Origin of the sequence: Paenibacillus sp. FSL R5-0475 (assembly GCF_038004585.1) — a bacterium.
Lineage (GTDB): Bacteria > Bacillota > Bacilli > Paenibacillales > Paenibacillaceae > Paenibacillus_AQ.
Genome location: NZ_JBBORK010000001.1, coordinates 4,657,803 through 4,677,404 on the forward strand (window position 1 = coordinate 4,657,803; position 19,602 = coordinate 4,677,404).

Consider the following 19,602-nt stretch of genomic DNA (forward strand, 5'->3'; position numbering starts at 1 on the left):
CCGATGCAAGATAATAATGGAACGCTGAGTAGCTTTAACGCAGTAAAATCATATGAGATACAACTATTCTTATAACAACTCGCTAGAATAGGCTTTGAAGTATGAAATAACCCATACCCATACTATTCTGCCACTGCTTAAAAGGTTCCAATCCCTTTCTATGTATGAAGTTGACAGCGATATTTTGATTGTTTACAATTAAATCATTGAAAATATTTCCTGTTCTTATTCACTGGCAGCTTTAGCGTTGACAATACATAACTGAAGGGATGTAGCAGCATGAGCATTTATCCATATACAGCACGCAGTATTCGAGGAAAAGAGATCGAACTAGAGGAATACAAAGGTAAAGTACTTTTGATTGTGAATACAGCAAGTAAGTGTGGATTTACCCACCAATACTCCGACCTGCAAAAGCTCTATGAGCGATACGAAGATCGCGGCTTCCAAATCCTCGGTTTCCCTTCCAATCAGTTTGGGGAACAGGAGCCTGGCAGCAATGAAGAAGTGAATGTATTTTGCCAAATCAATTACGGCGTTACGTTCCCTCTCTTTGAGAAGGTTGAAGTAAAGGGCGAAAATAAACATCCCCTCTTCACTCACCTTACTGAGCAGGCTGGATTTGAAGGCTTCGACATGAACCATTCTTCAGGAAAGCTGCTTCAAAGCATGCTTGAGAGCAAAGATCCGGAAGCACTGAACAATGACGAAATCAAATGGAACTTTACTAAATTTCTAATTGATCGCGAAGGCAATGTAATTACAAGATTCGAATCTACTGTGGATCCGCTGGATATTGAGCCAGCGATCGAAGCACTGCTATAGTTTTTTTTAGATATATACCGAACTAATGATATCAACTTAAAGCACAGTAGTCACTGCGGTGAATAATTGGACTTCCGGCCGCTGTTGTCCCCAGATTTCTTGATTGAAACCGCTCTTCGCGGTGGAAATCCCGGGACAAAGGCCTACATAGATTGAATTTCTATACAACAATAAGCCGCCCAGACTCCAACTCTGGGCGGCTTTTTCACGTGCGGTACTGCTCGGTAAACACTTCAAAATAAGGGGTGGTATCCCTTTCAGCCATTGAGCCATTAGCGCCCGGTCCCCAGCCGATCTCAGCCCGCCAGCTCCCTAGCAACCCTGTCTGGATTAGCGCCTCCTCATTTACACCGATCAGCTGATCTGCCTGTGGTGCTACATAAAGTGCATCTACAGGGCAATAAGCTTCACACATAAAACAAGTCTGGCAATCTTCCTGACGCGCAATAACCGGAATCTTCCCCTGCATTTCGAATACGTTTGTCGGACATACTTTCGTACACAGTTTACAACCCACGCAGCGTTCCACGCTGATTAGTTCAATCATATCGCCTGCCCCTCCTTTAGTAGATTCAGTTCATGAGCATGGGGCACAGCCTCGGTACCGATGCTTATTTGCTCTATACCGGATACAATCAGCCGGTGGGTTTGACGCGGATCAAGCTCCGGATATTCCGCGAGCTTTTGCAGGCCGCGCGTCTCCTTCCGGGCCAGCGCGGCAGTGTACATCCATCTGCCGACCGCGAGCATAGCCGCGGCTTCGCGTGCTTGCACGATGCCCTGTACGGTGGCGGGAACGCGCCCGTTCAACAAGGCCATCAAGGCATTCAGCCGCTTCAAGGCTGAAGAAATGCCCGGCTCGCTGCGGAAATAATTAATCTGCAGCGGTAAGATTTCACGCTGGATCGCCGCGACTAGCGGCTTCACCTCCAGTGTTTCCGAGGTGTCGGCGCCAGCCGCCAGACCGTAGCGTCCCGCTGCGGTCAGATTGCGGCTGTTCGCCTGCCCTCGGCTGGAGCGCGCATGCTGCGCGGCTCCCTGACCTGCCCAGCTTCCGCTGCATATGGCCCAGGAAGCGTTATAAGCCCCGCCGCCGGAGATGGCGCCGGTCACTTTCTCGCGAGATGCGGCATCTCCGGCCGCATAGAGTCCGGGCACGGTCGTCCGGCAGTCCGTGCCCGTAAGGCGCAGACCCCCAGTGCCGCGCATCGTGCCCTCATAGCGCAGGGTGAGCGGGAATTTCTGCTTAAACGCATCAATTCCCGCACGCTCCAGCGGCATAAAGAAAATCGGATGCGCTTTTCGCAGAAAATCCTGTTTCTCCGCTGTATCTGCCAGATCGAGCGAAGCATAAACCGGCCCCTTGAGCATCATTTCAGGGATGCTGCCAAAGGTCCGATCCCCTTTATGCAGCGGATGACCGTCCGCATCATAAAGCGTTGCCCAAGCTAGCATACGGCCACGTGTTACAGTTCCATCTGCAAAGCTCGGAGCGTACTGGCGGCTGAATTCCATGCCTGACAAATCGGCTCCCACCTCAGCGGACATCAACAGCCCTTCTCCTGTCAGTACATTGCAGCCAAGACCTTTGCTGAGAAAAGCACAGCCTCCGGTTGCCATCACAACGGCATTGGCCTTCACTTCCCAAGACTCCCCTGTCAGACGGTTAATCCCACGTGCCCCGCCAACCCCATGTTCATCATGAAGAAGCTCTAGCGCTGGCGACTGATCGAGGATCGTGACCCCCGCTTTGCGGACAACTCTTCGCATAATCCGCATGTACTCTGGTCCATGCAGATGTGTACGCAGTGAGTTACCTTCATCATCCTTCGGAAAAGGATAACCCCACTGCTCGACTAGAGCCAGATTCTGCTCTACCTGATCCAGCACGCGGTGAATCCAAGCATTCTCCGACAGATATCCACCAGATTTTAGTCTGGATTGAACCGCCTGCTCACGCAGCTCGGCAATTGGAGGGATAACGAGCAGCGTTGTACCGCCCGGAGCAGTGGCGCCGCTTGTGCCCAAGTAGCCCTTATCGGCCAGGACTACCTTTGCACCCTGTGACGCTGCACTCCATGCCGCCCAAGCTCCTGCGGGACCTCCGCCAAGCACGAGGACATCCACTGTCATTTCCTTCTTAAGCTGCGACATATCTTTTCCTCCCAAGCATTTGCGCTTTCCAAGCAATTGTTATTTCAGCTGCCAATCGCTAATATTAAAGTCTTTTTTCGCTAATTTTTCTTCGACAAGGAAGTTCTTGGTACCCTCCAGTAGCTTGGTTCCTTCGTCAGTGAACGCGGTATCTTTGATATCACTGATTGGATTTACTTGCTTCGCCAGCTCTGGCGTTGTATCTCCGATTTCGGCCAAAAATTGATAATATTCATCCTCGTGTTGTTTCAAATCCGCCAAGGCTTTCTCACGGGCTTCGTTCCACGCCTTCGGAAAGTCAGGGAATTTCGCCAGATAGTCCTCGGACACGACAGTTGCACTAGTGCCGAGCAAGTTCGGATGCTTCGAGGCATCGTCTAAGTGAGTATAACCTTGGTCAATTAACTTCAGCGCAGGTACACCCAAATTAGTCGTAGCATCTACATCTCCACGGGCCAAAGCTGCGGTAGCATCCGGAATGAGCATATGCACGAGTTTATAGTCAGTTACGCCTTCCTCCTGAAGTAATCCAACCACATAGCGGTGCATGAAAGAGCCTTTTTGAATGGCAATAGTCTTCCCTTGCAGATCCTTCACCGTCTTTGGTCCATCCTTCTTACCGATTAGATAACCGATAGTGTTGGCTGAGGATTGTGAAATCAGACGTGTCTTGGCGCCAGAAGCATAAGCAATAATAGCAGGTGTATCCCCAAGGCTGCCGATATCTAATCGACCACTAATTAAGGATTCTGTCTGATCAGGGCCGTTTGGAAAGCCCGTAAGCTTCACTTCAGTAATGCCATATTTCTTCAACTCTTCTTGAATGATCCCTTTATAAAAGCCCCAGCCCTCCGCGCCACCTGGCACATTCAGCTTATTAGAGCCTATAAAACCAAAGTTCAGTACCGCTGGAACGTTACTTTCGGCTTTGCCTCCAGATTTCTCTGTACTAGAGCCGCCGGATGCAGATGCTCCATTTCCTCCAGCGTTATTTCCGCAAGCCTGAAGAACCAGCATAACCATCATAATCGTAGTTAAAAGTGCAAATCGTATCCTTTTAGAACGTTTCCCTTGAATCTCTCTGTACGCTGGTTTCATTTCTTTCTCCCCCTAGATTTATGTTATTTATCTTAATCTTAATCAAGGTCAGAACCCTGCCCTCGACGCCAATTTGTACATAAAGTCATGACTTGCTACCGGTTGTCTGCCTTTGCCCCAGCCTACCTTTTCACGATAACCACCAAGTAATCCCTGCTCCTCTAGCCCTGCCTCTGTCACCCCAATCACTTTCTCTGAATCTGGCGCAACGTAGAGAGCATCCACAGGACAATACAGCTCACACATAAAGCAAGTCTGGCAATCGCTCTGCCGGGCAATAACAGGAATGCCATCCTCTACCCGTTCGAAGACATTGGTCGGGCAGACCGATACACATTGGTTGCACTCTACACATCTGGCAGCGCTGATCACCTCAATCATGATAGAACACCCTCCTTGGCCACGGCTTCTGTCTTCACCCATACCTGATCCAATCCACCGCTAATCAAGCGATGATGCTGTTCTTGATCCGTTCCCTTAAAATCTTCACGCTTATGCATGCCCCTCGTCTCCGTACGGGCAAGCGCGGAATTGTACATCCAGCGGGCGGTTGCAGTCATGGCTTCAGCTTCACGCGCTTTAACCCCTTCAGGTGTACGCTGAATCTCACGGCTACGCTGATCTTTCCACAATTCATCCAAACGACCTAATGAAGAGGTCAGCCCTTTATCCGTACGGAATAAATTAATGTCATACGGCTTCACTTCAGCCTGCACAGCAGACACAACCTCTGACGTATGGGCTGATACTCCAGGCTTCACTTCTTGATGAACCAGTGGAGAAGATGATAAGCCGACTGGATTACGGTACGCTGCATTCGAGCCAAGGCTCTGCGCATAGACAGCAGCCCCTTCTCCTGCAAAACTGCCGGATGACATAGCCCAAGCCGCATTATGGCTGCCACCACCAGTAAATCCCCCGCAAATTAGCTCACGGGTAGCTGCATCTCCTGCCGCATAAAGTCCGGGAACACCTGTAGCACAGCTTTCGTCTGTGATATGAATACCACCCGTCCCACGAACCGTTCCTTCGAGACGAAGCGTAACCGGAAATGCATCCTTGAAAGGATCGATCCCTTGTCGATCAAAGGGCAGGAAAAAGTTCGTCTGCGCCACCCGCAGAAGAGGTCTTAAATCTTCTGGTGCTCCATCCAGCTTGGCATATACCTGATTGCCTGCTAGCAGATTCCGAGCGATAACTGAACGCCCTTTCTTGGAACCCGCCCCTTCCACAATGCTTCCATCCTCATAATAAAAGCTGGCATAGTTGTAATATGCTGTCTTGGTTACAGAGGAGAACGTAGGGCAGATAGCATAGGCATTGGAGAATTCCATGCCGGACAAGTTCGCCCCAGCCTCAGCTGCAAATAGATAGCCATCACCAGTAAGCACGTTGCAACCAAGCGCCTTACTTAGGAAGGCACAACCCCCAGTAGCAATAACGACTGCCCCTGCTTGAACTGTCCAGGTCTCACCACTCTGGGTATGGACTCCAGCCGCTCCGGCTACGCCATGCTCATCCGCAAGAAGCTCCATGGCTGGGCTATGATCTAAAATTTTAACGCCCGCCTTTTTCACTAGCTTACGCATTAATTTCATATATTCCGGTCCCTGAAGACTCTTGCGATACTGGTTACCCTGCTCATCTACAGGGAATGGATATCCTGAAACGCCAAGTTTGTTCATATTGGCATAGGTACGGTCTAGCACTCGGTCCATCCAGCGGGATTCAGCCAACTGACCGCCCAATGTATAACGACTTGCTTTGGCCTCCTCCCGGAGCTTCTCATCCGGCTTCACATACCAAACTCCTGTTCCTGAGGGGGCCGTTGCACCGCTCGAACCGCAGTAGCCTTTATCTGCGAGGACAACTTTCGCCCCCTTCGCTGAGGCCGTAAGGGCTGCCCATGTTCCTGCCGGTCCTCCACCTATAACAAGCACATCTGCCACCAAATTCAACGATCCTTTTTGTATCGATCCACTCATAGCTCAAGACCTCCTCAAATGATTTACCCTTCGTAACTATCGCGCCAGAACAGGAACTTGCGTTCAATGATTCGGAACAAAGAATCGATTAGCTTCCCGACAATAGCAAAGATAATAATGCCTACAAACACAACCTCTGTATTAGAGTTCTGCTTCGCCTCATTGATCAGGAATCCAATGCCGGATTGTGATCCAATGAGTTCAGCTACAACAAGACCGATCCATGCTACAGCCAATGACAGCCGCAATCCTAACAAAATCCCGGGTAATGCTGCCGGCAATATCAGCCTGCGCAGCTTTTGGTAAGGACTAAAGCCTAACACCCGGGACACCTCAAACAGCTTATTGTCCACATTGCGGATGCCCATAAACGTATTAATATAGAGTGGAAAGAATGACCCTGTCAGAATGATCACTACTTTGGACATCTCCCCAAATCCGAACCACAAAATAATCAGCGGTGCTATAGCTAGATGAGGAACAAGCCTAAGGACCTGTACACTAGGATCGAGCACATATTCCACACTGCGAAACAAGCCAGTCAGTACTCCGAATAAAAGGCCTAGAACACCTCCGATAAGAAATCCAACTCCCGCCCTCCCCATACTGACACCTAGATGATGAGTTAACTCTCCAGTCACCAATAGGCCTGTAAAAGCTCTGGCGATCGACAATGGAGTCGGCAGAAACTGCGCGGAGATCAGTCCGGTGCTTCCTGCCAGCTGCCAAATTACTATTGTCACCACCGGAATGATAGCGCCCGTTCCCCAATCTGACAGTAGAGATTTCCATGCTATAGGTACCGCGGGTTTCTCCAATGTCTTAGTCGATAAAGGGGCAATATCACTGCTATCTAGCGATTCTCTTGCTCTTGTAGTGTTATTCAAAATCGCTTCTGCTCCATCGCTCATGGCGCATCCCCCTTTCGTTTCTTGCGCGTTTTCTGTTTATCCGCGATAGCTGTCCTGCCATCTCAGCAGCCGACGTTCAATGTAGCGAACAATAGAATCACTCACCAGTCCTGCAATGGCAAAAATAATAATTCCCACGAACACCACAGGTGTATCCGCGAATTGACGCGCGTCCGACATCATATACCCAATGCCTGAAGTGGAAGCAATCAGCTCTGCGACTACCAAACCTAACCAAGAGAGCCCCAAGGAAAGGCGCACTCCGAGAATAATATTCGGCAATGCGGCTGGAAGTACTAGTCTTACAACCTGCTTTAACCGGCTGAATCCAAGCACTCGAGATACTTCGAACAGCTTGTTATCCACGCCGCGAATACCCATGAACGTATTAATATAAAGCGGAAAAAATGCTCCTTTAGCAATCAACAGCACTTTAGACTCCTCACCGATCCCGAACCATAAAATGAATAGCGGCACTACCGCCAAGCTTGGTATCATACGAATCATTTGCAGGGATGGATCTAGCAATTTCTCTGATCTGCGGAACAGACCTACGAGAATGCCTAATAGCAGACCAAGTCCACCACCGAGCAGGAATCCGGAAAGGGCTCTGACCAAGCTGATCCTAAAGTTCGGCCATAAATCCCCTGAAGCAGCCAAGGTTACAAATGATTCAGCAATGGTATACGGCGTCGGGAACAGCATCTCTGAGATCATTCCATAGTGTCCAAGGGTCTGCCACAGAATCAGCACAGTGCCCGGCAGCAGAAGGCCCAGTCCAAATGTTGTTACCTTTCCGGGGCGTCCGGAAGTTCTTACGGCTATAGCCCGGTTTGTCATGCTCTGCACCCACCTTTTTTAGCTTTACAATCTCTTTAAATAACAAAAAGAGACCCTCGAATATTGAACACTTTCGGAGGTCTCCATTGGTATGGTCGACATATTTATATTCCTGCCCCGTCAATAAGCTCAAGCTCATCGACTTTTTCAAAATAATTCAGTACCTTCAGGCGTAGCTCTTGAAAGGAAGACGTTGTTTTTTTTCGTGGATACGGCAAATCAACCGGGACAATCTTACGTATTTTCCCGGGGCGAGGTTCTAAAATCACTACCCGATTACCTAGAAATACAGCCTCATCAATATCATGCGTTACAAAAATCATGGTTGTTTTGTTGGCCCGCCAAATGTCCAGTAACACCGTCTGCATATGCGCTCTAGTGAACGCATCCAGTGCACCAAACGGTTCATCCAGCAGCAGGATTTTGGGATTTCGCAGTAGCGCACGGGCTATCGCCACCCGTTGGGCCATCCCTCCCGATAACTCCCGGGGATAAGATTTCTCAAACCCATTTAACTTGACGAGATCAATCAACTCATCGACCTTACGTCTAATTTCTTTGTTGCCTAGCGGCAAATCAGAAGCAATATTCTTCTCTACGGTGAGCCAAGGAAAGAGACGATGCTCTTGAAAAATAAATCCCTTATCGATTCCGGGACCCCCAATCTCCGTCCCTCCTAAGGTAACGCTCCCCGTATATCCACTGTCCAAACCGGCCACGATGCGCAGCAGCGTGCTTTTGCCACAGCCACTGGGCCCGATGACCGTAATGAATTCACCCTCTTGCACATGGAGATCAACATTATACAGTGCCTGAACATGCCCTCCGGTAGTCTCAAAACGTTTATTTAGATTTGAAATCGACAGCAACGCTTCTCCCATCGTGACCCCTCCTTCAATTCTGTATACAAAAAAACAGAGGTATTGCGCTTTTACATTCGCAATACCTCTGTAGGAACAGTCGGTAATTTTTATTCAAAGTAAATCAATTGGAATTATAATATTTAAAATATCATCCATTTGAAAAGCTGTCAACAATAAAACTTTTTTCAGACACACTTGTTTACATCAGATATCTTAAATATAAATATATGCTTGAGATCACAATGGACAGCAGCATTAAAGGGAAACCCACCTTCAAATACTTCATGAATGTAATCGGATAGCCCTCTTTTCCAGCTAGACCAGCAACAATCAGATTAGCACTGGCACCGATCAATGTACCATTGCCACCCAAGCAGGCACCCAAGGCTAGACTCCACCAGAGGGGCTCCAGATTGGTAATCCCCATCTGCCCCATCTCCTGTATCAAAGGAATCATCGTTGCTACAAAAGGAATATTATCAAGAAACGCAGAAGCAATTGCACTGACCCATAAGATCATCATCGAGCTCATGAGCACATCCCCACCCGTTAAATCAATCGCTTTGGCAGCTAGCTCCGCGATGACACCTGTCTCGACGAGTCCTGATACCAAAACAAACAGTCCGATAAAAAAGAAGATCGTAATCCATTCCACGCTGTGAAAAGCTTTTTCCAGCATGTGTTCTCCTCCAGTTAATAAGAGCAGTAAAAAAGCCCCCGCTAAGGCAACCGTAGCGGACTCCAAATGTAGCGCCTGATGTAAAAAGAAGCCTATAATCGTAAATCCAAGTACGGTAAGGCATTTTCGCAGCAGCTTATGATCCGTAATCATTGCCTTCTCGTCCATGTTCATGATACTTTGCTGCAATTCCGGAGTGGATTTAATTTGCTTACTAAACATCAGTAGTAAAAGCGGGATATACGCTAACATAATGATGATAATCACAGGTGTTAGATTGCTGATAAAGGACATAAACGTCAGCTCTTTCACAGCACTGCCGATCATAATATTCGGTGGATCTCCGATCAATGTTGCCGTCCCACCGACATTCGATGCAATAATTTGTGACATCAAAAAAGGCAGCGGATTTATACGCAGTTGCCTTGTAATACTGAAGGTAACAGGCACCATAAGTAGCACTGTTGTAACATTATCCAAGAAAGCAGATGCCACAGCAGTAACAACAAACAAAGCAATCAGGATTCTTCTCGGCTTCCCTTTCGCCAGCTTTGCTGATTTCACTGCCGCATATTTAAAAAGTCCTGTCTCTGCAGTAATCCCTACAATCATCATCATGCCTACAAGTAATCCGATGGTATTAAAATCAATATGATGCAGTGCCGTCTCCTGATCCACAATACCCATCGCTACCATAACAATAGCGCCTAACATCGCTAAGATTGTACGGTGAATTTTCTCAGAAATAATCAGTCCATAAATCAGTAGAAAAATACCTATCGCCCAAATCGCTTGCTGTTCCATGATATCCCCCGGTCCTTCTCTTTAATTTCGTTAATGTATAACCTACTCATTATATAACCTATTTATCATAAAATAGATTTGTATTTTTCGCACTGGAATTGTGGATTAATCCATAAAAAACGACTCTGCCGAGTATTTATCGGAGAGCCGTTTTTTATGGAGTCGATTATTTCATTTTCAAAACCTGAGGCTCCTTGAAAGCGGTCAAAATACCTTTGCTCTGCACAATAATCATACCGCTTTCCAGCAAGGTTGGGCCGAACACTCTACCTGATGTTTTGAGCTGTACAACCGGTTTTGCGGAAATCAAATCTATCGCGATTAATTTGCCGTCAGTCTGGGCTACATACATGCCATGTCCGAGCAGATCGAAGCGGGCAATCGGATTGCTGATTCCACTGTACTGAACCGCTGATTTATTCACCATTTTAACACCATAAATGCTCTGTTCGTTACTAAAAAGAATTCTTCCATCATAAGGACCAGCGGCGTAGGATAACTTAGCTCCGATGGATTCGTAAGAATAATTATCGCGTGTTACGGTAGCAGGATCAGCATTGACTGGATAGCTGTAGACACCTTTTTGTCCTGTTATAAAAATTCTGTCACCGTCACTCCAAGCAATGCCCCCCCTTGGTGCTTCAGGATCATTTGGGTCAATATTAGCAGGGTTATAAACTACCGTCTTCACTACTTTACCTGTCTTAACATCCAAACTGTCGAGTGTAGTAAGAGGAAGAGTGTCGAATAAGGTAGCCTTCCGTTGTGTTATAAGCGTTCCATTAATCTCAGTAATCGGAAAATAATGATCTCTGTTATTCCAAAGCTCTTTACCCGTTGTTCGATCAAAGGCATGTAGAATGTCATACGTATACGCTCCGGATTCTGAGTTTTGAGCTAATATCAGGTTTCCCTCAACCATGAACGGTTCATACAGCTTTTCACCAAAATTATCACGCCACTGCAGTTTCCCATCCTTCAGATTGTAGGCTTGAATATCACCATTGGCAGCAAAAAGCTGATCTTTATCAATAACTAATTGGCTGATGCCTTTGCTGTTTGCCGATGAACTCCATTTATTTTTTCCAGTAGCCGCGTTGACTGCATAGATTGTGCCTGCTTCTGAGGTCACATAGGCCACACCATCTTGGTAAAGTAACGGTGTCTTTAATTTGGAGCCATATTTCCACATTACTTTTCCCGTCTGAGCGTTAATGGCTAAAAGCTGACCCTTTTGTAGGATAAAAGCTTTGCCCGCACCAACTGCAACAACGCCCTTGCCCATAATGTAGTCCGTCGGTATATCTCCTAGCGTTGGCAAATCCATCGTAGTGGACCACTCAACCTTCGCAGCAGACAAATTCACATAATAATCATCTAAATTCGAGCCTATAAAGGAACTGTGCGAATCAACCGCAGCAGCTTGTACCGGGTTTACCATAAGCAATACCCCTAAACCAATAATCGCAGTACGAAGATATGACTTCAATAATATTCCTCTCACCACCACACGCCTCCTCATATAAATGCCTCAATTGGATAGATTCTCAAAATAAAATATAATACTAATGACGAGCAGGATGTAAGAACATGGATTATTCTTCCTCATTTTGACATCCGCAAGAGCAGAAATCAAAACATTTACTCATAAACTTACAATTTGTAAGTTATTGTGTTATAATAATCACATTCTTCTATAAACGAACAAGCTTTATCAAATATATGAATAACAAGGGGTTTGTAATCATGAGTAACGAGGTAACCACAGCACCAGCATCCGATTTTGAATTCGGTATCTACACCTTAGGAGATATTGTGGCTGATTGTCATACCGGGAATAAGATCAGCCCGAAACAACGACTCGACGAAGTTGTAGCTGCGGCCAAGCTGGCGGATGAGGCGGGGCTTGATGTATTCGGTGTAGGTGAGCATCATCGTCTTGATTTTGCAATTTCTTCGGTTCCAGTCGTGCTGGCAGCCATCTCCCAGGTTACCCGCAGAATCAAGTTGACGAGCGCCACTACTGTATTAAGCACCATTGATCCCGTGCGCGTATTCGAGGATTTTGCCACACTTGATTTACTATCAGATGGCCGTGCAGAGATTATTGCTGGACGTGGTGCTTTTGTGGAATCTTTTCCGCTCTTTGGGTACGAACTTGAAGACTATCATCGACTATTCGCCGAGAATATTAATCTGCTTCTCGAGCTTAATAAGCATGAAATTATGAACTGGGAGGGTTCCTTCCGCTCATCCTTGAAGGATTCTGAGATTGCACCACGCCCTCTTCAGCAAAGCCTTCCTGTATGGATTGGTGTAGGTGGTTCTCCTGAAAGCGCGGAAAAAGCTGGGGTACTCGGGACTGGAATGACCATCGCCATTCTTAGCGGTAGTCCAGAACCTTTCCAAGAGCTTGCTGCAACTTATCGACGCGCTGGAATTCAGGCGGGTCATGCCCCTGAATCTTTAAAGATTGCGATTACTAGCCACGGCTACATTGCCGAAACTTCACAGCAAGCGCTCGATGAATATTACCCATACTACTATAGTTATCGTAATTCCATCAGCCCAAAACCTGGTCAAGAATACAGTGTATCTCGTGACGACTTTGGGCAATATGTATCTGCTGATAACACGATGGCTGTAGGTAGCCCGCAGCAAATTATTGAAAAAATCCTCTATCAGCATGAGCTGTTCGGCCATAGCCGCTTTATGACTCAGCTCGACATCGGCGGCCTTCCTTACGCCAAGGTAGCCAAAGCTATTGAACTATTAGCAACTGAGGTCGCCCCTGTCGTACGACGCGAAATTGCCAAGAAGAATAGCCGATAGAACTGAGGGGCTGTACCAGTTAATAAAAAAGCACTTCTCCCGCTCGTGGAGAAGTGCTTTTTGTGCTGTTGCAACATTGTGTCTTGCTGTAAGAAGTGAACCGGAAGCTCTGCTCAAGAATTAGGGAATATCTCCCTGAAAATCGGAGATTTCTACTCAATAGACTAACAATTAGGGAATACCTCCCTATAATTAACCTGATTCGGCGGTAAATATAGATATTCCCCCGATTTTTAGGGAGGAATTCCCTGATTTCACTCATTTAGAGTAATTATCAGCTATTTTCAGGGAGCTTTTCCCTAATTACTCTCAAAAAAAAGAAGCTGCCCATAAGTAGATCACTACTTTTGAGACAGCACTTATGCTCATCACGCAAAGGATGGTTTATTGTTGTCTACCTTCCCGCTAATAAGCTTCTTATATTCATCGTCTCCGCCATCTAAAGAAGGCGCAGTATAAATTTGAGCTGAAGCTGGTTGCTGAGCGGAATGGCTCGACCCTGTTTTACTTGTGGTATTCTTATTATCTTCTGCACTCCTGCTTCCACCACTTGCAGAACGGAGAACAGCACCCGATAAGTTGTTAATACCCTTTATTCGCTTCATGCTGAATCCTCCCCTACTAAATGATTGATGGTACGGAATAAATCCTGATTATTCGCAACTACCGCCTTAAGATCATCCGCAGATAATCCATCACTCCCTGAAAAGTGTACGGAAAGAACATACTTCTTACCTAGAGGATAGCATAGGATATATACCTCCGCAACTTCCGTGCGTTGAAAAAAAGTCCATTTGCTCGATAAAAATGCATCTACCACACTAGGCTGCTTCTCATTCCCTTTCGTAACAGTCAAGGAATAGGAGTGCCCACGTCCGACATTCCCTCCCACCTGAACAAGCTGTTCTTCCTCTTGAGCCTGCCAAATCGCAGCACCGATCACACGACAATGCTTCGGAGGTAAGAAAGAATTGCGAATCGCCTCACTGAGTGCGTGATACTTCTCTCCATCCTCAGAGATGGTCACATTACTATTATATTGCCAAAAAAAATGAAGGATACTTTCTTTGCGCCTTAATTCCATCTTTAGCTGTTCTAAATCTTTCAACGGGTCACGGAATTTTCCAAACCCCTGGATACTGTCAATAATCTTACCACAGCTCACATCCACAGCAGCCGTAGGATTATCATGGTGCATCTCATACTCTAAAGCTGTAATTCCCGACAAATCGGACAACAGATGATATTCTTCAACATTCTGTCCAGGGATTAAATCGTCGCGGGCAGTCACCTGATCCGGCACTAAGCAAAAAACACGATTACGCCGTAATCTGGCCCAAAACAATCCCATTTCAAACCCCGTATTATCACGAGTCACATAATAAAATTTACCGCGTATTTTGGCGACATCATCTGGCGAGAACACAAATACGGCAAAATCGCTCTCATCCAAATTTCTCTCCAGTGCCTCCATCGTGTATTCATTCGCTCGAAAGGCATTGGCATACCAAGGATGTACTTCAGCATCCCTCTTCAGCTGCTCATGAATCGCTCTTGCATAACGTATGGATTCTCTGGAAGATCCAATGAATAGCTTTGGTTTAGTCACGGCAGTGCTCCTTCATCCTTCCCAATATGTAATAATTATACAAGTCTTTAGACCACCGGAAAAGAGGCCAAGTTCTCATAAATTTCTCAAAAAATATTATTCTAAACCTCGTAAAGTGGGTAAAAAATTACGACTACTTTGAAAAAGCGAGGATACTATGAAAAAAATGATAGGTGTCACATTGCTTGCAGCAAGCCTTATGGGTATAACAGCGTCACAGCCTGCTGAAGCTAAAACGGCAGCAGTTAGTTATACCGCTCAGGTATACGCGAACTCTTTAAATGTACGCAGTGAGCCGGCAAAGAATGCAACTGTTGTAGGATCTATTAAGAACGGAGCAAAAGTAACTGTGACCGATGAACAACACGGGTGGTTGAAGGTTAAGACGGGGAACACCTCTGGCTGGGTAGCCGGCTATTACCTTAAAAAGGTGAACAATAGCTCCAAGCAATCTGGCGCTTCTGGATCATCGGTAGCTTCCAAACCCAGCACTACTTCTTCCACCTCAACCAGCACCTTGAGTAGTACCACAAAGGTTACAGTTACGGCAGATTCACTACGCGTACGAAGCGGTCCAGGCACACAATATAAGGTACTCGGTTCTTTAAAAGCTAAGGATACAGCTATCCTCCTCCTTCGTCAGAACGATTGGGCACGAATTCGAACAGCTAGCGGTGACATCGGTTGGGTCGCAGCACAATACATCCGATCTGGAACCACGCCAAGAAGCACAAGCACTACAAGCAGCATTTCGCACACAGGAAATTTACGAAGAAAATTAATCGTCGTAGATCCCGGTCATGGCGGCAGTGATCCGGGAATGCTCGGCACTACATATAACACCATGGAGAAGGATTTGAATCTGCAAACCGCACTTTATCTCCGCGATGCCCTTTTAGCTAAAGGTGCACGGGTTGAGATGACACGTACCCGGGAGGATCAGAAGCCTACACTCGCTCGGCGTGTTCAGATGAGTGAGGCTCTGCGTGCAGATGCATTTGTAAGCATTCATTATAATTCTTCTCCGAAAAAAGTGTCCGGGACACTAACCTTCTTTTACTCCGAGTCCGATGATCTAAAGCTGGCACGGGCGATTGAAACCCGGCTGGGACAAGGCATCGGTCTAAAGAGCAATGGGTTGTCCTTTGGTGACTATCACATCCTAAGGGAGAATCGAATTCCAGCTACCTTAGTTGAACTCGGATTTCTTACCAACCCTACAGATGAGTCAATTGTCCGTAAATCCTCCTATCAGAAAAAAGCGGCCAAGGCTATCGCCGAAGGATTGGCAGACTACTTCAGAAACTAGACAGACCTATAAATAATCAGCAAAGAAGCAGGCTAGGAAATTCCCTAGCCTGCTTTAGTTTATATTTCATATTTAGCCTTCTATTAATCCCTTTTTGATCAGGAAATTACGAGCTACATCCTCTTCCTTGAGCGCATCCACATCAACTTCTGCGTTCAATTGCTGCATTTCTTCGTCACTGATTTGTCCGTTCAATTGATTTAAGACGCCTTTCAATTCAGGGTATTTATCTAACGTTTCCTGACGAATAATCGGTCCTGCATCATAAGGTGGGAAGAATTCCTTATCATCCTGTAGAATCACCAGATCATGTACTTTAATTTGTGCATCCGTCGCGTATGCATTGGTTACATCTGTTTCCCCATCGTCAATCGAACGGTACATGATACCATGGTCCATTCCTTTGCTCTGCTTGAAATCCATTCCGTAGAGTTTTTGGATACCGGGGTATCCGTCCTCACGATCCAAGAACTCGAACTCTACGCCAAGAACCATATTTCCAGATACTTTGGCCAAATCGCTGAAAGTCTTTAAATTGTACTTCTCAGCCGTTTCACGACTAACAGCTAAAGTATAGGTATTATTTATGCCGAATGGATCCAGAAAGGCCAGTCCATCTTTTTCAAGCAGTTCTCTGGTTTTTGCCAACGATTCCTCAGAGTTTCCCGTCTCCTCTTGATAGTAATTGGCTACAATGGTTCCGGTGTAATCCGGATATAGCTGGATATTATTATTCTCAAGCGCACTCCAAGCTACATTAGAGCCTCCCAAGTTCATCTGACGCTTCACTTTAATATCTGTTTTATCTTCTATCAAATCTGCCATCATATGAGCGAGTAGAACATTCTCCGTGAAGTTTTTGGAGCCAATCGTGATTTCTCCACTGTTACCCGCAGCAGCGTTATTATTCCCGCCACCACACCCAGCAAGTAACGTCCCCATTAATACTGTAGTTAGAACGCCTGTCATCAATTTTGGAATTTTCATATATAATCTCCCCTTTTATATTCTTTCAAGACTAGAGTTTTAGTTATACTTTCAATCCCTTTGGAGTCGTTAATCTTTCAAGCAATCCGAGTAGATAATCCAGCACGAGTGCAAGAATCGCGGCCGGAATAGCGCCAAGTAAGGTTAGAGCTTCGATGTTCCGTTGAATACCTAAGAAAATAAATTCACCCAATCCGCCAGCACCGATAAAGGCTGCCAGTGTTGCTGTCCCGACATTAATAACTGCAGCAGTACGGATCCCCGCCATAATTACACTTAAAGCTAAAGGGAGTTGAACCCTGAATAGAATTTGCCAGCTCTTCATTCCCATTCCCCGGGCCGCTTCCACTATAGACGGATCCACATCAGTAATTCCCGTGTAGGTGTTGCGGATGATTGGCAGCAGTGAATACAGAAACAAAGCTACAACTGCCGTCTTCATCCCTATGCCAAATAGAGGAATCATAAATCCGAGCATCGCCAGACTAGGTATTGTCTGAAGAATCCCCGCAGCACCAAGCGTAATCCCTTTCAGTGGTTTAACCCGTGTAATCATGATTCCAAGCGCAATGCCAACAATAATCGCAAATAACATGGACAAGAGCACAAGTTGCATATGCACTCCCATAGAATGAATCAAATCATCCCTACGTAAATCTAATTGATATATGAGTTGTTGCCATAACGATTGATCTCTCATACAGACACTTCCTCCTCTTTCGTGCCTCCCCATTGTGCTGCAAACGCCGTCAGAAGACTACCTCTTGTAACAATCCCCGCAATGTTCCCCTCAGCGGTTACAATCGGAATAATGCCGTATGGAGCTTCCGTAATCAATGATAATGCGTCTCTTGCTGTTGCTGTATCCTGCAGCACCACTTGAGGTGGTGTCATAATTTCCTCGATAGTAAGGCTTTGTTCCATTTTGGCGGTAACATCATAAGCGGAGACTATGCCAAGCAGCTTACCTTTCTCGTTTCCAACCAGTAATGTATCCATTTTGCGTTGACGCATAAAGGTAAGAGCTTTACCCAGTGTGCGCCCGGGAAGAGATGTAGATGGATTGTCGCGCATAACTTCTGTTACGGGGATATACTCAGGGTTTTGGTAAATACGGTTTTTGCCGATAAATGATTCTACGAAATCATTAGCAGGCCGGCTGAGCAGCTCATAAGGTGTATCTAGTTGAACGATTTCACCATCTTTAAGAATAGCGATTTTATCTCCAAGCTTCAGTGCTTCATCCATATCATGTGTTACAAATACTATTGTCTTCTTCACTTCTTGTTGCATGCGCAGCAGTTCATCCTGCAGCTGCTCACGGGTAATAGGGTCCAAAGCACCAAACGGTTCATCCATCAATATAATCTCGGGATCAGCAGCCAATGCACGGGCTACACCTACACGCTGCTGCTGCCCACCTGATAATTGTTTCGGATAACGTTTGGCAAATATGGCCGGATCAAGTCCGACTAGGCGGAGCATTTCGAGCACCCGTTCTTTTTTCTTCTTCACATCCCAGCCCTTTAGGTCGGGAATCAAGCCTACATTATCTTCTATGGTGTAGTGCGGGAACAAACCAGCTTGTTGAATAACATAACCGATGTTCTTGCGGAGGGTTACGGGGTTCTCCTTGGTGATATCTTTGCCGTGGATATAAATATGGCCTGAAGTATGCGGAACAAGACGATTTATCATTTTCATCGTTGTTGTCTTTCCGCAACCGCTCGGACCGATCAATACTAGTATTTCTCCAGCTTCAATTTCAAAGCTAATATTCTTAACTGCTTCATAACCATTCGGGTATTTCTTACCTACTTTTTCAAATTTCAGCATAGGGTCTCTCCTTCTTATTTCTATCGTCAGATCATCTCACCGGGCGACTCTGTAAGTTAAACTATAACAAACAACTCCCCAACTGACAACCTACATTGTTATAATAAGTTGTTTGTAAATAAATGTAATATTGTAATTATAAAAAAAGCTATCCAGTGATAAACCCCGCTGGATAGCCTTTTTTTGATCTATTATTATAAATGATTCTCTGCATTTTTATTAATAAATTGCTCTGTTCTTTGGTACATTTTCTCATCACCAACTGCTACAAGTACATCATTTTCTCTGAGTATGACATGTGGACCTGGGGAGATTGTTACGTTCGCACCCCGGCGAAGCGCTATAATCGTAGCACCTGTATTCTGCCAAAATTGTAATGCTCCAATGGTTTTGCCAACCACATGTGATTCTTCATGGATTGTAATTTCTTCCGGGTGGTACGGCTTTAAATTCTTCATCCGGTCTGATGCCTCGATAATTCCAGTTAGTACCCTCTCGAACTTGCCGTCGAGCTTCTTCTTTTCAAGCAACAATTGCTCTAGATCCTGTTTCAACGAATAAGCTGATTTCAGATAGTTATTCCTGGTAATATACTCATACGCCTTTTGATCAGAGATGACAATAATCTCTTTTCCCTGCGAAACAAACACTATATTCTCATCCTTCAATAATCCCATAGCCTTACGAATCGTTTCTGGAGAAACATGATATTGCCCTGCCAATAGAGAACGCCCGGATAGCTTACTCTGTACGGGAAATTCCCCGCTTACAATTCTTTGTGCAATATCAAGGGCTATAGACTTATAACCGGATATTTCTTGCATGGACATTGTCGATCTCCTTACTCTGGCGTGAATTATAAACATGCTC

General features: G+C 45.9%; 19 protein-coding genes. 3 read left to right on the plus strand and 16 right to left on the minus strand.

Translation table 11 applies throughout. The features are described 5' to 3' along the window. Positions 1 to 279 precede the first annotated feature (279 nt). The gene (locus tag MKX41_RS20840) at positions 280 to 825 is read left to right on the plus strand and encodes a glutathione peroxidase (protein WP_042191922.1); all 546 of its coding nucleotides are present in this window, start codon (positions 280 to 282) and stop codon (positions 823 to 825) included. Between the two features lie 205 nt (positions 826 to 1,030). On the opposite strand, the gene MKX41_RS20845 is transcribed toward MKX41_RS20840, so the two are convergent. The 10 genes from MKX41_RS20845 to MKX41_RS20890 all read right to left on the minus strand — a co-directional run bounded on the left by MKX41_RS20845 (position 1,031) and on the right by MKX41_RS20890 (position 11,663). After that, the gene (locus MKX41_RS20845; RefSeq protein WP_076285502.1) at positions 1,031 to 1,372 is read right to left on the minus strand and encodes a 4Fe-4S binding protein; all 342 of its coding nucleotides are present in this window, start codon (positions 1,370 to 1,372) and stop codon (positions 1,031 to 1,033) included. Continuing rightward, complete coding sequence (locus tag MKX41_RS20850) at positions 1,369 to 2,979, minus strand: FAD-binding protein (protein ID WP_340972890.1); 1,611 nt, start codon at positions 2,977 to 2,979, stop codon at positions 1,369 to 1,371. Before MKX41_RS20850 ends, MKX41_RS20845 begins: the two co-directional genes overlap by 4 nt. Before the next feature lie 39 nt (positions 2,980 to 3,018). Beyond that, on the minus strand, positions 3,019 to 4,077 hold the full coding sequence (locus MKX41_RS20855) for an ABC transporter substrate-binding protein (RefSeq protein WP_339243516.1): 1,059 nt from the start codon (positions 4,075 to 4,077) through the stop codon (positions 3,019 to 3,021). Between the two features lie 48 nt (positions 4,078 to 4,125). After that, positions 4,126 to 4,458, minus strand: coding sequence for a 4Fe-4S dicluster domain-containing protein (locus MKX41_RS20860; protein WP_076285505.1), 333 nt, complete (start codon positions 4,456 to 4,458; stop codon positions 4,126 to 4,128). Next, entirely contained in the window at positions 4,455 to 6,062 is a 1,608-nt protein-coding gene (locus tag MKX41_RS20865) for an FAD-binding protein (RefSeq protein ID WP_340972891.1), read from the minus strand. Before MKX41_RS20865 ends, MKX41_RS20860 begins: the two co-directional genes overlap by 4 nt. A gap of 23 nt (positions 6,063 to 6,085) precedes the next feature. Further along, positions 6,086 to 6,973 (minus strand): ABC transporter permease, encoded by an 888-nt coding sequence (locus MKX41_RS20870; protein ID WP_340972892.1) that lies wholly within the window; start codon positions 6,971 to 6,973, stop codon positions 6,086 to 6,088. A gap of 36 nt (positions 6,974 to 7,009) precedes the next feature. Continuing rightward, entirely contained in the window at positions 7,010 to 7,813 is an 804-nt protein-coding gene (locus tag MKX41_RS20875; RefSeq protein ID WP_339267262.1) for an ABC transporter permease, read from the minus strand. A 104-nt stretch (positions 7,814 to 7,917) separates the two neighbouring features. Next, a complete protein-coding gene (locus MKX41_RS20880; RefSeq protein WP_042191938.1) occupies positions 7,918 to 8,694 on the minus strand; it encodes an ABC transporter ATP-binding protein in 777 nt (258 codons plus the stop codon). A 181-nt stretch (positions 8,695 to 8,875) separates the two neighbouring features. After that, the gene (locus tag MKX41_RS20885) at positions 8,876 to 10,159 is read right to left on the minus strand and encodes an ArsB/NhaD family transporter (RefSeq protein WP_042191940.1); all 1,284 of its coding nucleotides are present in this window, start codon (positions 10,157 to 10,159) and stop codon (positions 8,876 to 8,878) included. 166 nt (positions 10,160 to 10,325) lie between these two features. Further along, on the minus strand, positions 10,326 to 11,663 hold the full coding sequence (locus MKX41_RS20890; RefSeq protein WP_340972894.1) for a PQQ-binding-like beta-propeller repeat protein: 1,338 nt from the start codon (positions 11,661 to 11,663) through the stop codon (positions 10,326 to 10,328). A gap of 242 nt (positions 11,664 to 11,905) precedes the next feature. Here MKX41_RS20890 and MKX41_RS20895 point away from each other — a divergent pair, with 242 nt between their 5' ends. Then, the gene (locus tag MKX41_RS20895; RefSeq protein ID WP_340972895.1) at positions 11,906 to 12,991 is read left to right on the plus strand and encodes an LLM class flavin-dependent oxidoreductase; all 1,086 of its coding nucleotides are present in this window, start codon (positions 11,906 to 11,908) and stop codon (positions 12,989 to 12,991) included. A gap of 368 nt (positions 12,992 to 13,359) precedes the next feature. Here MKX41_RS20895 and MKX41_RS20900 read toward each other — a convergent pair whose 3' ends face one another. Beyond that, positions 13,360 to 13,596: a hypothetical protein gene (locus MKX41_RS20900; RefSeq protein ID WP_076285512.1), complete on the minus strand. Its 237-nt coding sequence runs from the start codon at positions 13,594 to 13,596 to the stop codon at positions 13,360 to 13,362. Beyond that, positions 13,593 to 14,600 carry a TIR domain-containing protein gene (locus tag MKX41_RS20905; RefSeq protein ID WP_340972896.1) on the minus strand — a complete coding sequence of 336 codons (1,008 nt, stop codon included), beginning with the start codon at positions 14,598 to 14,600 and terminating at the stop codon, positions 13,593 to 13,595. The genes MKX41_RS20900 and MKX41_RS20905 overlap by 4 nt, the downstream gene beginning before the upstream one ends. Before the next feature lie 157 nt (positions 14,601 to 14,757). Here MKX41_RS20905 and MKX41_RS20910 point away from each other — a divergent pair, with 157 nt between their 5' ends. Then, positions 14,758 to 15,909, plus strand: coding sequence for an N-acetylmuramoyl-L-alanine amidase (locus MKX41_RS20910; protein ID WP_340972897.1), 1,152 nt, complete (start codon positions 14,758 to 14,760; stop codon positions 15,907 to 15,909). A 72-nt stretch (positions 15,910 to 15,981) separates the two neighbouring features. Here the strand turns inward: MKX41_RS20910 and MKX41_RS20915 are convergent, their stop codons facing one another. From MKX41_RS20915 to MKX41_RS20930, 4 genes are all read right to left on the minus strand, one after another. Beyond that, positions 15,982 to 16,896 carry a glycine betaine ABC transporter substrate-binding protein gene (locus tag MKX41_RS20915; RefSeq protein ID WP_340972898.1) on the minus strand — a complete coding sequence of 305 codons (915 nt, stop codon included), beginning with the start codon at positions 16,894 to 16,896 and terminating at the stop codon, positions 15,982 to 15,984. 43 nt (positions 16,897 to 16,939) lie between these two features. Then, the gene (locus tag MKX41_RS20920; RefSeq protein WP_042191953.1) at positions 16,940 to 17,596 is read right to left on the minus strand and encodes an ABC transporter permease; all 657 of its coding nucleotides are present in this window, start codon (positions 17,594 to 17,596) and stop codon (positions 16,940 to 16,942) included. Continuing rightward, entirely contained in the window at positions 17,593 to 18,732 is a 1,140-nt protein-coding gene (locus MKX41_RS20925) for an ABC transporter ATP-binding protein (RefSeq protein WP_340972900.1), read from the minus strand. The genes MKX41_RS20920 and MKX41_RS20925 overlap by 4 nt, the downstream gene beginning before the upstream one ends. A gap of 194 nt (positions 18,733 to 18,926) precedes the next feature. Further along, the gene (locus tag MKX41_RS20930) at positions 18,927 to 19,562 is read right to left on the minus strand and encodes a TrkA C-terminal domain-containing protein (RefSeq protein WP_231573348.1); all 636 of its coding nucleotides are present in this window, start codon (positions 19,560 to 19,562) and stop codon (positions 18,927 to 18,929) included. Positions 19,563 to 19,602: the final 40 nt, after the last annotated feature.

What these genes read in the sequence shown, in the direction of transcription:
- MKX41_RS20840 (WP_042191922.1), top strand. Translation starts at nt 280, where the DNA reads ATGAGCATTTATCCATATACAGCACGCAGTATTCGAGGAAAAGAGATC.
- MKX41_RS20845 (WP_076285502.1), bottom strand. Translation starts at nt 1,372, where the DNA reads ATGATTGAACTAATCAGCGTGGAACGCTGCGTGGGTTGTAAACTGTGT.
- MKX41_RS20850 (WP_340972890.1), bottom strand. Translation starts at nt 2,979, where the DNA reads ATGTCGCAGCTTAAGAAGGAAATGACAGTGGATGTCCTCGTGCTTGGC.
- MKX41_RS20855 (WP_339243516.1), bottom strand. Translation starts at nt 4,077, where the DNA reads ATGAAACCAGCGTACAGAGAGATTCAAGGGAAACGTTCTAAAAGGATA.
- MKX41_RS20860 (WP_076285505.1), bottom strand. Translation starts at nt 4,458, where the DNA reads ATGATTGAGGTGATCAGCGCTGCCAGATGTGTAGAGTGCAACCAATGT.
- MKX41_RS20865 (WP_340972891.1), bottom strand. Translation starts at nt 6,062, where the DNA reads ATGAGTGGATCGATACAAAAAGGATCGTTGAATTTGGTGGCAGATGTG.
- MKX41_RS20870 (WP_340972892.1), bottom strand. Translation starts at nt 6,973, where the DNA reads ATGAGCGATGGAGCAGAAGCGATTTTGAATAACACTACAAGAGCAAGA.
- MKX41_RS20875 (WP_339267262.1), bottom strand. Translation starts at nt 7,813, where the DNA reads ATGACAAACCGGGCTATAGCCGTAAGAACTTCCGGACGCCCCGGAAAG.
- MKX41_RS20880 (WP_042191938.1), bottom strand. Translation starts at nt 8,694, where the DNA reads ATGGGAGAAGCGTTGCTGTCGATTTCAAATCTAAATAAACGTTTTGAG.
- MKX41_RS20885 (WP_042191940.1), bottom strand. Translation starts at nt 10,159, where the DNA reads ATGGAACAGCAAGCGATTTGGGCGATAGGTATTTTTCTACTGATTTAT.
- MKX41_RS20895 (WP_340972895.1), top strand. Translation starts at nt 11,906, where the DNA reads ATGAGTAACGAGGTAACCACAGCACCAGCATCCGATTTTGAATTCGGT.
- MKX41_RS20900 (WP_076285512.1), bottom strand. Translation starts at nt 13,596, where the DNA reads ATGAAGCGAATAAAGGGTATTAACAACTTATCGGGTGCTGTTCTCCGT.
- MKX41_RS20910 (WP_340972897.1), top strand. Translation starts at nt 14,758, where the DNA reads ATGAAAAAAATGATAGGTGTCACATTGCTTGCAGCAAGCCTTATGGGT.
- MKX41_RS20915 (WP_340972898.1), bottom strand. Translation starts at nt 16,896, where the DNA reads ATGAAAATTCCAAAATTGATGACAGGCGTTCTAACTACAGTATTAATG.
- MKX41_RS20920 (WP_042191953.1), bottom strand. Translation starts at nt 17,596, where the DNA reads ATGAGAGATCAATCGTTATGGCAACAACTCATATATCAATTAGATTTA.
- MKX41_RS20925 (WP_340972900.1), bottom strand. Translation starts at nt 18,732, where the DNA reads ATGCTGAAATTTGAAAAAGTAGGTAAGAAATACCCGAATGGTTATGAA.
- MKX41_RS20930 (WP_231573348.1), bottom strand. Translation starts at nt 19,562, where the DNA reads ATGTCCATGCAAGAAATATCCGGTTATAAGTCTATAGCCCTTGATATT.